Below are 13,872 nucleotides of genomic sequence, written 5' to 3'. Positions count from 1 at the left end.
GTTTTTGGTCGCCCGCCCTTCCCTTTCATCGCAGTACAGGAGCCGAAAGATGTTCGAGGCCGTCGAGGAACTCGTCGCCGAGCACGCCGATCTGGAGCAGAAGCTCGCCGATCCGTCGGTCCACGCCGACCAGGCGAACGCGCGCAAGCTGAACAAGCGCTACGCCGAGCTCACCCCGATCGTCGCCACGTACCGCTCCTGGAAGCAGTCCGGCGACGACATCGAGACCGCGCGTGAGTTCGCCGTCGACGACCCCGACTTCGCGGCCGAGGTCAAGGACCTGGAGAAGCAGCGCGAGCAGCTGACCGAGAAGCTGCGGCTGCTGCTGGTCCCGCGCGACCCGAGTGACGACAAGGACGTCATTCTGGAGATCAAGGCGGGTGCCGGCGGTGACGAGTCGGCCCTATTCGCCGGGGACCTGCTGCGCATGTACCTGCGCTACGCCGAGCGCATCGGCTGGAAGACCGAGATCATCGACGCCACCGAGTCCGAGCTCGGCGGCTACAAGGACGTCCAGGTCGCGGTGAAGGCCCGCGGGCAGATCGAGCCCGGCCAGGGCGTGTGGGCGCGGCTGAAGTACGAGGGCGGGGTGCACCGCGTGCAGCGTGTGCCGGCCACCGAGTCCCAGGGCCGTATCCACACCTCCGCCGCCGGTGTGCTCGTCACCCCGGAGGCCGAGGAGGTGGACGTCGAGATCAACGCGAACGACCTGCGGATCGACGTCTACCGGTCCTCCGGCCCCGGCGGGCAGTCCGTGAACACCACCGACTCCGCGGTGCGCATCACGCACCTGCCCACCGGAGTGGTGGCCTCCTGCCAGAACGAGAAGAGCCAGCTGCAGAACAAGGAGCAGGCGATGCGTATCCTGCGCTCCAGGCTGCTCGCGGCGGCGCAGGAGGAGGCGGAGCGGGAGGCGGCCGACGCCCGCCGCAGCCAGGTCCGCACCGTCGACCGATCCGAGAAGATCCGCACCTACAACTTCCCGGAGAACCGCATCTCCGACCACCGCGTCGGCTTCAAGGCCTACAACCTGGACCAGGTCCTGGACGGCGACCTCGGCGCGGTGATCCAGGCCTGTGTCGACGCCGACTCGGCGGCGAAGCTCGCGGCCGCGTAAGGCACGTACGAGTACTTCCGGAGGACTTGCGTGAACCTGCTGCTCGCGGAGGTGGCCCAGGCCACCCAGCGGCTGGCCGACGCCGGCGTGCCCTCGCCGCGCACCGACGCGGAGGAGCTCGCCGCGTTCGTGCACGGTGTGAAGCGCGGCGAACTGCACTCCGTGAAGGATTCGGACTTCGACGCCCGGTACTGGGAGGTCATCGCCCGGCGCGAGCAGCGCGAGCCGCTGCAGCACATCACCGGGCGGGCCTACTTCCGGTACCTGGAACTCCAGGTCGGACCGGGCGTGTTCGTGCCCCGGCCCGAGACCGAGTCCGTGGTCGGCTGGGCCATAGACGCCGTGCGCGCCATGGACGTGGTCGAGCCCTGCATCGTCGACCTGTGCACCGGCTCCGGTGCCATCGCGCTGGCCCTCGCCCAGGAGGTCCCGCGCTCGCGGGTGCACGCCGTGGAGCTGTCCGAGGAGGCCCTGGTGTGGACCCGCAAGAACATGGCGGGCTCCCGGGTCGACCTGCGCCAGGGTGACGCGCTGACCGCGTTCCCCGACCTCGACGGCCAGGTCGACCTCGTCATCTCCAACCCGCCGTACATCCCGCTCACCGAGTGGGAGTACGTCGCCCCGGAGGCCCGCGACTACGACCCGGAGCTGGCGCTCTTCTCCGGCGAGGACGGCCTCCACCTGATCCGCGGCATCGAGCGCACCGCGCACCGGCTGCTGCGCCCGGGCGGTGTCGTCGTCATCGAGCACGCCGACACCCAGGGCGGTCAGGTGCCGTGGATCTTCACCGAGGAGCGGGGCTGGGCCGACGCGGCCGATCACCCCGACCTCAACAAGCGTCCCCGGTTCGCGACCGCCCGCAAGGCGCTGCCGTGAGCACCCCGAACTTCACCCCGCAGTACGTGTACGAGGAGGCCCGCTAGACATGGCACGGCGATACGACACCAACGACGCGACCGACCGCGTGACGGGTCTGCGCGAAGCCGCGTCCGCCGTCCGCCGGGGCGAGCTGGTGGTGCTGCCGACCGACACGGTGTACGGCATCGGCGCCGACGCGTTCTCCTCCGAGGCCGTCGCCGACCTGCTCGCCGCCAAGGGCCGGGGCCGCAACATGCCCACCCCCGTCCTCATCGGCTCCCCGAACACGCTGCACGGCCTCGTCACGGACTTCTCCGAGCTGGCCTGGGAGCTCGTCGACGCCTTCTGGCCGGGCGCGCTGACGCTGGTCGCCCGGCACCAGCCGTCCCTCCAGTGGGACCTCGGCGACACCCGTGGCACGGTCGCCGTGCGCATGCCGCTGCACCCGGTCGCCATCGAGCTGCTCAACGAGGTCGGCCCCATGGCCGTGTCCTCCGCGAACCTCACGGGCCACCCGGCGCCGGAGAACTGCGACGCCGCCCAGGAGATGCTCGCCGACTCCGTCTCCGTCTACCTCGACGGCGGCCCGACGCCGGGGAACATCCCGTCGTCCATCGTGGACGTCTCCCGCGAGGTGCCGCTGCTGCTGCGCGAGGGCGCCATCTCCCCGGACGAGCTGCGCAAGGTCGTACCCGACCTCGAGGTGGCGAATTGACGGCCCCTGAAGCGGGGCGTGGCATAGGCACCGGGCAGCGTGCGGCGGAGGAGACGACGACCTTCGGCCTGCCGCACGACACCTTCCGCATCCTCCACGTCAGCACCGGCAACGTGTGCCGATCACCCATCACCGAGCGGCTGACCCGCCACTTCGTCATGGAGCGGCTCGGCGTGCTCGGCGGCGGGCTGATCGTGGAGAGCGCGGGCACCTGGGGCCACGAGGGCGCGCCCATGGAGGCCAACGCGGAGGCCGTGCTCGCCGAGTTCGGCGCGGACGCCGCCGGCTTCACCGGCCGGGAGCTGCTGGACGAGCACGTCATCATGGCCGACCTCGTGCTGACCGCCACCCGCGACCACCGCGCCCAGGTCATCTCCATGGGCCACTCGGCGGGCCTGCGCACCTTCACCCTGAAGGAGTTCACCCGCCTGGTCCGCGCGATAGACCCGACGACGCTGCCGCCCCTGGAGGACGGCGTGGTCATGCGGGCCCGTGCGCTGGTCCGCGCGGCCGCCGCGCTGCGCGGCTGGCTGCTGGCCCCGACCGCGGAGGCGGACGAGGTCTACGACCCGTACGGCGCCCCGCTCCCCTTCTTCCGGTCGATCGGCGACGAGATACACCAGGCGCTGGACCCGGTCGTCACGGCGCTGACCGGAGTACCGGCGCGGGCGTAGGCGGCGGGGGCCCCGGGCCCCCGTGCGGCCCATCACCGGGCGCCTCCCGCACGCACGGGCCTACATTGGGGGGTACGTCACCCTCGACCGCCCGGAGCCCGTCATGTCGGTTCCCACCCTGCACGAGACCGATGTCCTGCGCCGGCAGGACCCCGAACTCGCCGACATCCTGCTCGGGGAGCTCGCCCGGCAGTCGACGACGCTCCAGCTGATCGCCGCCGAGAACTTCACCTCGCCCGCCGTGCTCGCCGCCCTCGGCTCCCCGCTCGCCAACAAGTACGCCGAGGGCTATCCGGGCGCCCGCCACCACGGCGGCTGCGAACTCGTCGACGTCGCCGAGCGTCTCGCCGTCGACCGGGCCAAGGCGCTCTTCGGCGCCGAGCACGCCAACGTCCAGTCCCACTCGGGCTCTTCGGCCGTCCTGGCCGCCTACGCGGCCCTGCTGCGCCCCGGTGACACCGTCCTCGCCCTCGGCCTGCCCCACGGCGGCCACCTCACCCACGGCTCACCGGCGAACTTCTCCGGGCGCTGGTTCGACTTCGTCGGCTACGGCGTCGACGCCGAGACGGGTCTCGTCGACCACGACCAGGTGCGCCACCTGGCCCGCAACCACCGGCCCAAGGCCATCGTCTGCGGTTCCATCGCCTACCCCCGCCACTTCGACCACGCCTTCTTCCGGGAGGTCGCCGACGAGGTCGGCGCTTATCTCATCGTGGACGCGGCGCACCCGATCGGCCTGGTCGCCGGAGGAGCGGCGCCGAACCCGGTGCCGTACGCGGACGTCGTGTGCGCGACGACACACAAGGTGCTGCGCGGGCCACGCGGCGGGATGATCCTGTGCGGCGCCGAGCTGGCCGAGCGCGTCGACCGGGCCGTGTTCCCGTTCACCCAGGGCGGTGCCCAGATGCACACCATCGCCGCCAAGGCGGTCGCCTTCGGCGAGGCGGCGACGCCGGCGTTCGGCGCGTACGCCCATCAGGTGGTCGCCAACGCACGGGTGCTCGCCGGCCACCTGGCCGCCGAGGGGCTCGCCGTCACCACCGGCGGCACCGACACCCACCTCATCACCGCGGACCCGGCCCCGCTCGGCGTGGACGGGCGCACCGCGCGCGGCCGGCTCCTCGCGGCCGGTCTGGTGCTGGACTGCTGTGCTCTTCCCCACGGTGACGGCCGCGGTCTGCGGCTGGGCACGGCCGCGGTGACCACGCAGGGCATGGGGGAGCCGGAGATGGTGCGGATCGCGGCCCTGCTCGGTTCGGTGCTGCGCGGCGGTACGGACCCGGCCGGGGCGCGGGAGGCGGTGCGCGAGCTGACCGCCGCGTTCCCGCCGTATCCCGGCTGAGCGGGGGTAGACGGACCTCTGTACATGTCCGATGTGTCCGGTTGCGGAGCGTGACGCACAGCCACCCGTGCAACCATCGTCGCTACCCGGAAGTCTCCATCGTCAAGCGTCCGTCGCTAGGGTGTGGGGCTGTGATGGCCAGCGAGACCTGTGGGGAAGCCCGTGCGTGAATACCTGCTGACGCTCTGCGTCACGGCCGCGGTGACGTATCTGCTGACAGGGCCGGTACGGAAGTTCGCGATCGTGGCCGGGGCGATGCCGGAGATCCGGGCCCGTGACGTGCACCGGGAACCCACTCCGCGGCTCGGCGGGATCGCCATGTTCTTCGGGCTCTGCGCGGGCCTGCTGGTCGCCGACCACCTGACCAACCTCAACGAGGTCTTCGTCAAGTCCAACGAGCCGCGGGCGCTGCTCTCCGGAGCCGCGCTGATCTGGCTGATCGGCGTCCTGGACGACAAGTTCGAGATCGACGCCCTGATCAAGCTGGGCGGCCAGATGATCGCGGCCGGCGTGATGGTCATGCAGGGTCTGACGATCCTCTGGCTGCCCATCCCCAGTGTCGGCACGGTCGCGCTGACCCAGTGGCAGGGCACCCTGCTGACGGTGGCGCTGGTCGTCATCACCATCAACGCGGTGAACTTCGTGGACGGCCTGGACGGGCTGGCCGCGGGCATGGTGTGCATCGCCGCCGCCGCGTTCTTCATGTACACGTACCGCATCTGGTACTCGTACGGCATCGAGGCCGCCGCCCCGGCGACGCTGTTCGCCGCCATCCTGATGGGCATGTGCCTGGGCTTCCTGCCGCACAACATGCATCCCGCGCGCATCTTCATGGGCGACTCGGGGTCGATGCTGATCGGGCTGGTGCTGGCCGCGGGTGCGATCTCCGTCACGGGACAGGTCGACCCGGACAACCTCGGCTTCGGCGCCTCCGAGCGCAGCACCGTGCACCAGATGGTGCCGGTCTACATCCCGCTGCTGATGCCGCTCACGATCATCGCCGTGCCGGCTGCGGACCTGGTCCTGGCGATCGTCCGGCGCACCTGGCGCGGCCAGTCCCCGTTCGCCGCGGACCGGGGCCATCTGCACCACCGCCTGCTGGAGATCGGCCACTCGCACAGCCGGGCCGTGCTGATCATGTACTTCTGGTCGGCGCTGATCGGCTTCGGGGCGCTGGCGTACTCGGTCAACTCGGCGTCGATGTGGATCGTGCTGGGTGTGGTCTTCCTGAGCGCCGTGGGCCTGGTTCTGCTGCTGCTCCCGCGGTTCACGCCCCGCGTACCGGCCTGGGCGCAGCGGTTCGTGCCCCCGCGCTACCGGAGGCGGCGCGGCGCGGACGAGGCGGCCGTCCTCGCGGACCCCGCCGCGCAGACGGCCGTGGAGCCCGCGGAGCCCGATGACCGGGCCCCTGTCACGGCGGGTGTCTCGGGCGTCAACGGGGCTACGGCGATCGGCCCCCGTTCGCGTTTCCTCGACCGCGGCTGAGCCTGCCAAGGTAAGAATCTGACTAGAGCATTGCCAAGTCGTGGGGGAGCAAAGTCTCCCAATACCAGACAAGTGGGCGCGGTTTTTGCACAGACGCGCACTGTCACTCTCATGTGTGACAGCAAGCACACCCAGCAGGTAAAGACCTCATCAAATAGTTTGTGATACGGTTCACGAGAACCCCGGATAGAGCCGAAGGACCCAGTGCGATGGTCCATCGGAGTGAGGTCTCGACCCCCTCGGCCCGGGACTACGCTCGTCCATGACGACACCTGCCCCCCTGTGAAAGCGGAGTTGCCGCCATGCCGTCCAATGACGTCCGGATCCTGGCCCAGGCCGCCGTGCCCACGGTTGCCGTCGGCGCGATCGCCGCCGCCGTCAGCGGTGTGGTCGCGGGCGGCAAGGGAGCGATCGGGGCTGTCGTCGCGACGGTGATCGTCCTGCTGTTCATGGGTCTCGGTCTCTACGTCCTGCAGCGCACTGCCAAATCGCTTCCGCACCTGTTCCAGGCCGTGGGACTGATGCTCTACGCGGCGCAGATCCTGCTGCTGTTCGTCTTCGTGGCGGCCTTCAAGCACACCACCCTGTTCAACCCCCGGGCTTTCGCGCTCACGCTCGTCGCCGGCACCCTCACGTGGATCGCCGCGCAGACGCGTGCGCACATGAAGTCCAAGATCCTTTACGTCGAACCGGATTCGTCCTCGGACGCCTCCTCCCGCGACGAAAAGTCCCACAAGTCGGGGCACTCGTCGTGAGGGGTAGGGCCGGGATAAAGACGCGTGAGAGATCCTGCTATCGTCCGGTGCCAACTGCGGCATCGCGGGCGCGGGCATCCGAGCTGACGCCTGCTCAATCGCGAGGCGAGATGCCCCCCAGCCGCCCCCACATCCGTAACACCAGTCCCGTGCCGAACCGCGGCCTCGCGCCGCGCCGACACAACGAGGTTGCCGTACCTATGCGCCACGCTGAAGGAGCCCGCGGTGAGTGCTGACCCGACGCAGGTGCTCGCCTTCGAGACCGACTGCCACATCTTCGACGGCTGTGGATTCCCGGCTCCTGGCCTGCACTCGTTCCTGTTCAAGCCCCTCTGGGGCGACGCCGACAGCAACGTGTACTTCAACAAGACGATGCTGCTGGCGCTGCTCGGCTCGATCATCATCGTCGGCTTCTTCTGGGCGGCCTTCCGCAAGCCCAAGGTCGTCCCGGGCAAGCTCCAGATGGTCGCCGAGACCGGCTACGACTTCATCCGGCGCGGTGTCGTCTACGAGACGATCGGAAAGAAGGAGGGCGAGAAGTACGTACCGCTGGTCGTCTCGCTGTTCTTCTTCATCTGGATGATGAACCTCTGGTCGATCGTCCCGCTCGCCCAGTTCCCGGTGACGGCGATCATCTCGTACCCGCTCGTCCTGGCGCTGATCGTCTACGTCCTGTGGATCTCGCTGACGTTCAAGCGCCACGGCTTCGTCGGCTTCTTCAAGAACGTCACCGGGTACGACAAGTCGCTGGGCGCGGTGCTGCCGCTGGCCATGACCATCGAGTTCTTCTCGAACCTGCTGGTGCGGCCCTTCACCCACGCGGTGCGACTGTTTGCCAACATGTTCGCCGGGCACACCCTGCTGCTGCTCTTCACGATCGCCAGCTGGTACCTGCTGAACGGCGTCGGCATCGCCTACGCCGGCGTCAGCTTCATCATGACGATCGTGATGACGGCCTTCGAGCTCTTCATCCAGGCTCTGCAGGCGTACGTCTTCGTCCTCCTGACGTGCACCTACATCCAGGGCGCCCTCGCCGAGCACCACTGAGTGCCGCCCAGCCCCACCCCCTGATCGTCCGGTGGCCAACCCCCACCGGTCCGTAAAGAAGAAGGAAGAATCGGCATGTCCGCTCTCCAGACCCTTGCTGCCGACGGCGTCCACGGCTCCCTCGGTTCCATCGGCTACGGCCTCGCCGCCATCGGCCCCGGCGTCGGCGTCGGCATCATCTTCGGTAACGGCACCCAGGCTCTGGCCCGTCAGCCCGAAGCTGCCGGCCTGATCCGCGCCAACCAGATCCTCGGCTTCGCCTTCTGTGAGGCGCTCGCCCTCATCGGCCTGGTCATGCCGTTCGTCTACGGCACCTGATCAGTCGATCAGCGACAGCCCCCTAGACGAAAGGCACTGACATGAGCCAGCTGCTCATTCTGGCGGCCGAGGGCAAGGAAAACCCCCTCGTTCCGCCGATCCCCGAGCTCGTCATCGGCCTGCTCGCCTTCGTCATCGTCTTCGGCTTCCTCGCCTGGAAGCTCCTTCCGAACATCAACAAGGTTCTGGAGCAGCGCCGCGAGGCCATCGAGGGCGGTATCGAGAAGGCCGAGGCCGCGCAGACCGAGGCCCAGAGCGTGCTTGAGCAGTACAAGGCTCAGCTCGCCGAGGCCCGGCACGAGGCCGCGCGTCTGCGTCAGGAGGCGCAGGAGCAGGGCGCCACGCTCATCGCCGAGATGCGCGCGGAAGGCCAGCGGCAGCGTGAGGAGATCGTCGCCGCCGGTCACGCGCAGATCGACGCCGACCGCAAGGCCGCTTCTTCCGCGCTGCGCCAGGACGTCGGCAAGCTCGCCACCGACCTGGCCGGCAAGCTCGTCGGTGAGTCCCTCGAGGACCACGCCCGGCAGAGCCGTGTGATCGACCGCTTCCTCGACGAGCTCGAGGAGAAGGCCGAGGCCACGCGATGAACGGAGCGAGCCGCGAGGCCCTGGCAGCCGCACGTGAGCGTCTCGACGCGCTGACGGACTCCACGTCCGTGGACGCCGCTCAGCTCGCCGAAGAGCTGGCGGCCGTCACCGCGCTGCTCGACCGCGAGGCCGGCCTTCGCCGGGTCCTCACCGACCCGGCGAAGCCCGGAGAGGCGAAGGCCGAGCTGGTCCAGCGCCTGATCGGCGGCCAGGTCAGCGGCACCGCCGCCGACCTGCTGTCCGGGATGGCCCGCGCCCGCTGGTCGCAGCCCCGCGACCTGGTGGACGCGCTGGAGGAACTGGCGAACATCGCCGACCTCACCGCCGCGGAGAAGACGGGCACGCTCGACGACGTCGAGGACGAGCTGTTCCGGTTCGGCCGGATCGTCTCCTCCAACACCGAGCTGCGCGCCGCGCTGACCGACCGCGCCGCCGGCGGCCAGGCCAAGACCGAGCTGCTGCACCGACTCCTCGGCGGCCGGGCCAAGCCCGCCACCGAGCGTCTGGTCGTCCGCCTCGTGACCGCGCCGCGTGGACGTAGCCTGGAGGCGGGACTGGAGTCCCTGTCCAAGCTCGCCGCGGAGCGCCGGGACCGCATGGTCGCCGTCGTCACCTCGGCGGTGCCGCTGAGCGACGGGCAGAAGCAGCGCCTCGGCGCCGCCCTGACCAAGCTCTACGGGCGTCGGATGCACCTCAACCTCGACGTGGACCCCGAGGTCCTCGGCGGGATCCGGGTGCAGGTCGGTGACGAGGTCATCAACGGCTCCCTGGCGGACCGGCTGGACGAGGCCGCCCGCCGCATGGCGAGCTAGCAGCAACTCGACATCTCGAGAACGCAGTACGTAATTACGGCCCTGGTTGGGCCGTGCAGAGGATTCACCTCTTTCAGGGGGGAGTCCCCATCCCCCCCAAGTGAAACTTCGGGCCCAACAAGGAGAGCAGGGAACCCAGATGGCGGAGCTCACGATCCGGCCGGAGGAGATCCGGGACGCGCTGGAGAACTTTGTCCAGTCGTACAAGCCGGACGCGGCCTCGCGCGAGGAGGTCGGTACGGTCACCCTTGCCGGCGACGGCATCGCGAAGGTCGAGGGCCTGCCCTCGGCCATGGCCAACGAACTGCTGAAGTTCGAGGACGGCACCCTCGGCCTCGCCCTCAACCTCGAGGAGCGCGAGATCGGTGCCATCGTCCTCGGTGAGTTCAGCGGCATCGAGGAGGGTCAGCCGGTGCACCGCACCGGTGAGGTCCTCTCCGTCGCGGTCGGCGAGGGCTACCTCGGCCGCGTCGTCGACCCGCTCGGCAACCCGATCGACGGCCTCGGCGAGATCGAGACGTCCGGCCGCCGCGCCCTCGAGCTGCAGGCCCCCACGGTCATGCAGCGCAAGTCGGTGCACGAGCCGATGGAGACGGGCTACAAGGCCGTCGACGCGATGACCCCCGTCGGCCGTGGTCAGCGTCAGCTGATCATCGGTGACCGCCAGACCGGCAAGACCGCCCTGGCCGTCGACACGATCATCAACCAGCGCGACAACTGGCGCTCGGGCGACCCGAAGAAGCAGGTCCGCTGCATCTACGTCGCCATCGGCCAGAAGGGCTCCACCATCGCCGGCGTGCGCCGCGCGCTGGAGGAGAACGGCGCCCTGGAGTACACGACCATCGTCGCCGCCCCGGCGTCCGACCCGGCCGGCTTCAAGTACCTGGCGCCGTACACCGGTTCGGCCATCGGTCAGCAGTGGATGTACGAGGGCAAGCACGTCCTCATCATCTTCGACGACCTGTCGAAGCAGGCCGACGCCTACCGCGCCGTGTCGCTGCTGCTGCGCCGCCCGCCGGGCCGTGAGGCCTACCCGGGTGACGTCTTCTACCTGCACTCCCGGCTGCTGGAGCGCTGCGCCAAGCTCTCCGACGACATGGGTGCCGGTTCGATGACCGGTCTGCCGATCGTCGAGACCAAGGCCAACGACGTCTCGGCGTTCATCCCGACCAACGTCATCTCCATCACCGACGGCCAGTGCTTCCTGGAGTCGGACCTGTTCAACGCCGGTCAGCGCCCCGCGCTGAACGTCGGTATCTCCGTCTCCCGAGTCGGTGGTTCCGCGCAGCACAAGGCGATGAAGCAGGTCTCCGGCCGCCTTCGTGTGGACCTCGCCCAGTTCCGTGAGCTGGAGGCGTTCGCCGCCTTCGGTTCCGACCTGGACGCGGCCTCGAAGTCGCAGCTGGAGCGCGGTCAGCGCATGGTCGAGCTGCTGAAGCAGGACCAGTACCAGCCGATGTCGACCGAGGACCAGGTCGTCTCCGTCTGGGCCGGCACCACCGGCCGGATGGACGAGGTGCCCGTCGCCGACATCCGCCGCTTCGAGAAGGAGCTGCTGGAGTACCTGCACCGCAAGGAGCAGGGCCTCATGACCTCCATCCGCGAGGGCGGCAAGATGTCCGACGACACCCTGACGGCCGTCTCCGACGCGATCGCGGACTTCAAGAAGCAGTTCGAGACCTCGGACGGCAAGCTGCTCGGCGAGGACACTCCGGCCGCTGCCGCCAAGTGACGTAAGGAAGGGACCTGACTCATGGGAGCCCAGCTCCGGGTCTACAAGCGTCGCATCCGATCCGTCACCGCGACCAAGAAGATCACCAAGGCGATGGAGATGATCGCCGCCTCGCGCGTCGTCAAGGCGCAGCGCAAGGTGGCGGCCTCCACGCCGTACGCGCAGGAACTGACCCGCGCGGTCACGGCGGTCGGTACGGGTTCGAACACCAAGCACCCGCTCACCACGGAGGTGGAGAACCCGGCCCGTGCCGCGGTGCTGCTCCTCACGAGCGACCGCGGTCTGGCCGGCGCCTTCAACTCCAACGCCATCAAGGCGGCGGAGCAGCTGACCGAGCGCCTGGAGCGCGAGGGCAAGCAGGTCGACACGTACATCGTCGGCCGGCGCGGTGTCGCCCACTACAACTTCCGTGAGCGCAAGATCGCGGAGTCGTGGAGCGGCTTCACCGACGAGCCGTCGTACGCGGACGCCAAGAAGGTCGCGGCGCCCCTGATCGAGGCCATCGAGAAGGACACGGCCGAGGGCGGCGTGGACGAGCTCCACTTCGTCTTCACCGAGTTCGTCTCGATGATGACGCAGACGGCGCTCGACGCCCGGCTGCTGCCGCTGCGACTCGAAGAGGTCGCGGAAGAGGCCACGCCCAAGGGCGAGATCCTTCCGCTGTTCGACTTCGAGCCGTCGGCGGAGGACGTCCTCGACGCCCTGCTGCCGCGCTACGTGGAGAGCCGCATCTACAACGCGCTGCTCCAGTCGGCCGCTTCGAAGCACGCCGCCACGCGGCGCGCGATGAAGTCGGCCACCGACAACGCGGGTGAGCTGATCAACACGCTCTCCCGTCTTGCCAACGCGGCCCGCCAGGCCGAAATCACCCAGGAAATCAGCGAGATCGTCGGTGGCGCCAGCGCCCTGGCCGACGCGACCGCGGGGAGTGACCGATAATGACCACCACTGTTGAGACCGCGACGGCTACGGGCCGCGTCGCCCGGGTCATCGGCCCGGTCGTCGACGTGGAGTTCCCCGTCGACGCGATGCCGGACATCTACAACGCCCTTCACGTCGAGGTGGCCGACCCGGCCAACGCCGGCGAGAAGAAGACGCTGACCCTGGAGGTCGCCCAGCACCTGGGTGACGGCCTGGTCCGCACCATCTCCATGCAGCCCACCGACGGTCTGGTCCGCCAGGCCGCGGTCACCGACACCGGCAACTCCATCACGGTGCCCGTCGGTGACTTCACCAAGGGCAAGGTGTTCAACACCCTCGGTGAGGTGCTGAACGTCGACGAGCAGTACACCGGTGAGCGCTGGGGCATCCACCGCAAGGCGCCGAACTTCGACGAGCTCGAGTCGAAGACCGAGATGTTCGAGACCGGCGTCAAGGTCATCGACCTGCTGACCCCGTACGTCAAGGGCGGCAAGATCGGTCTGTTCGGTGGTGCCGGCGTCGGCAAGACGGTGCTCATCCAGGAGATGATCTACCGCGTCGCCAACAACCACGACGGTGTCTCCGTGTTCGCCGGTGTCGGTGAGCGCACCCGTGAGGGCAACGACCTCATCGAGGAGATGTCGGACTCGGGCGTCATCGACAAGACCGCCCTGGTCTTCGGCCAGATGGACGAGCCCCCGGGCACCCGTCTGCGCGTCGCGCTGGCCGGCCTCACCATGGCCGAGTACTTCCGTGACGTCCAGAAGCAGGACGTGCTGTTCTTCATCGACAACATCTTCCGCTTCACGCAGGCCGGTTCCGAGGTCTCCACGCTGCTCGGCCGTATGCCGTCCGCCGTGGGTTACCAGCCGAACCTGGCCGACGAGATGGGCCTCCTCCAGGAGCGCATCACCTCGACCCGTGGTCACTCGATCACCTCGATGCAGGCGATCTACGTCCCCGCGGACGACCTGACCGACCCGGCCCCGGCCACCACCTTCGCCCACCTCGACGCGACGACGGTGCTCTCCCGTCCGATCTCCGAGAAGGGCATCTACCCGGCCGTGGACCCGCTGGACTCCACGTCCCGGATCCTGGACCCGCGTTACATCGCGGCGGATCACTACAACGCGGCCATGCGCGTGAAGACGATCCTCCAGAAGTACAAGGACCTCCAGGACATCATCGCGATCCTCGGTATCGACGAGCTGGGCGAGGAGGACAAGCTCGTCGTCCACCGTGCCCGTCGTGTGGAGCGCTTCCTGTCCCAGAACACCCACGTCGCCAAGCAGTTCACCGGCGTGGACGGGTCGGACGTGCCGCTCGACGAGTCGATCGCCGCGTTCAACGCGATCTGCGACGGTGAGTACGACCACTTCCCCGAGCAGGCGTTCTTCATGTGCGGTGGCCTCGAGGACCTCAAGGCCAACGCCAAGGAGCTGGGCGTCTCCTGAGCCCCGTGCTCGTCCGAGGGGGCGGGCGCGTCCCGCCCCCTCTGCCACGCCTACT

The 13,872-nt window shown here is 69.1% G+C and carries 14 protein-coding genes; all 14 read left to right on the top strand.

Going from position 1 to position 13,872, the window contains the following annotated elements:
- Positions 1–49 precede the first annotated feature (49 nt).
- Positions 50–1,117 (top strand): peptide chain release factor 1, encoded by a 1,068-nt coding sequence (gene prfA, locus ACF08B_RS33725; RefSeq protein ID WP_392320861.1) that lies wholly within the window; start codon positions 50–52, stop codon positions 1,115–1,117.
- 30 nt (positions 1,118–1,147) lie between these two features.
- On the top strand, positions 1,148–1,993 hold the full coding sequence (gene prmC, locus ACF08B_RS33720; protein WP_093474688.1) for a peptide chain release factor N(5)-glutamine methyltransferase: 846 nt from the start codon (positions 1,148–1,150) through the stop codon (positions 1,991–1,993).
- A gap of 49 nt (positions 1,994–2,042) precedes the next feature.
- Positions 2,043–2,690 (top strand): L-threonylcarbamoyladenylate synthase, encoded by a 648-nt coding sequence (locus ACF08B_RS33715; protein ID WP_093474687.1) that lies wholly within the window; start codon positions 2,043–2,045, stop codon positions 2,688–2,690.
- Positions 2,687–3,364 (top strand): protein-tyrosine-phosphatase, encoded by a 678-nt coding sequence (locus ACF08B_RS33710; protein ID WP_392320860.1) that lies wholly within the window; start codon positions 2,687–2,689, stop codon positions 3,362–3,364. The genes ACF08B_RS33715 and ACF08B_RS33710 overlap by 4 nt, the downstream gene beginning before the upstream one ends.
- Before the next feature lie 103 nt (positions 3,365–3,467).
- Complete coding sequence (gene glyA, locus ACF08B_RS33705; protein WP_392320859.1) at positions 3,468–4,706, top strand: serine hydroxymethyltransferase; 1,239 nt, start codon at positions 3,468–3,470, stop codon at positions 4,704–4,706.
- Positions 4,707–4,868: 162 nt separating this feature from the next.
- Entirely contained in the window at positions 4,869–6,191 is a 1,323-nt protein-coding gene (locus ACF08B_RS33700) for an MraY family glycosyltransferase (protein WP_392320858.1), read from the top strand.
- Positions 6,192–6,493: 302 nt separating this feature from the next.
- Complete coding sequence (locus ACF08B_RS33695) at positions 6,494–6,946, top strand: hypothetical protein (RefSeq protein WP_392320857.1); 453 nt, start codon at positions 6,494–6,496, stop codon at positions 6,944–6,946.
- 225 nt (positions 6,947–7,171) lie between these two features.
- Complete coding sequence (gene atpB / locus ACF08B_RS33690; RefSeq protein WP_392320856.1) at positions 7,172–7,993, top strand: F0F1 ATP synthase subunit A; 822 nt, start codon at positions 7,172–7,174, stop codon at positions 7,991–7,993.
- 75 nt (positions 7,994–8,068) lie between these two features.
- Entirely contained in the window at positions 8,069–8,311 is a 243-nt protein-coding gene (locus ACF08B_RS33685) for a F0F1 ATP synthase subunit C (RefSeq protein ID WP_093474678.1), read from the top strand.
- Between the two features lie 41 nt (positions 8,312–8,352).
- Positions 8,353–8,898 (top strand): F0F1 ATP synthase subunit B, encoded by a 546-nt coding sequence (locus ACF08B_RS33680; RefSeq protein ID WP_073889578.1) that lies wholly within the window; start codon positions 8,353–8,355, stop codon positions 8,896–8,898.
- Complete coding sequence (locus tag ACF08B_RS33675) at positions 8,895–9,710, top strand: F0F1 ATP synthase subunit delta (protein ID WP_392320855.1); 816 nt, start codon at positions 8,895–8,897, stop codon at positions 9,708–9,710. The genes ACF08B_RS33680 and ACF08B_RS33675 overlap by 4 nt, the downstream gene beginning before the upstream one ends.
- 139 nt (positions 9,711–9,849) lie before the next feature.
- A complete protein-coding gene (gene atpA / locus ACF08B_RS33670; RefSeq protein ID WP_392320854.1) occupies positions 9,850–11,442 on the top strand; it encodes a F0F1 ATP synthase subunit alpha in 1,593 nt (530 codons plus the stop codon).
- 21 nt (positions 11,443–11,463) lie between these two features.
- A complete protein-coding gene (locus ACF08B_RS33665; protein ID WP_073889584.1) occupies positions 11,464–12,381 on the top strand; it encodes a F0F1 ATP synthase subunit gamma in 918 nt (305 codons plus the stop codon).
- Entirely contained in the window at positions 12,381–13,817 is a 1,437-nt protein-coding gene (gene atpD / locus ACF08B_RS33660; protein WP_392320853.1) for a F0F1 ATP synthase subunit beta, read from the top strand. Before ACF08B_RS33665 ends, atpD begins: the two co-directional genes overlap by 1 nt.
- Positions 13,818–13,872 lie beyond the last annotated feature (55 nt).

It is taken from the genome of Streptomyces sp. NPDC015139 (assembly GCF_043079785.1).
In the GTDB taxonomy this organism is placed as follows: Bacteria; Actinomycetota; Actinomycetes; order Streptomycetales; family Streptomycetaceae; genus Streptomyces; species Streptomyces albidocamelliae.
Note: the sequence above shows the minus strand (reverse complement) of the source record. Positions and strands in the feature narration are given on the sequence as shown.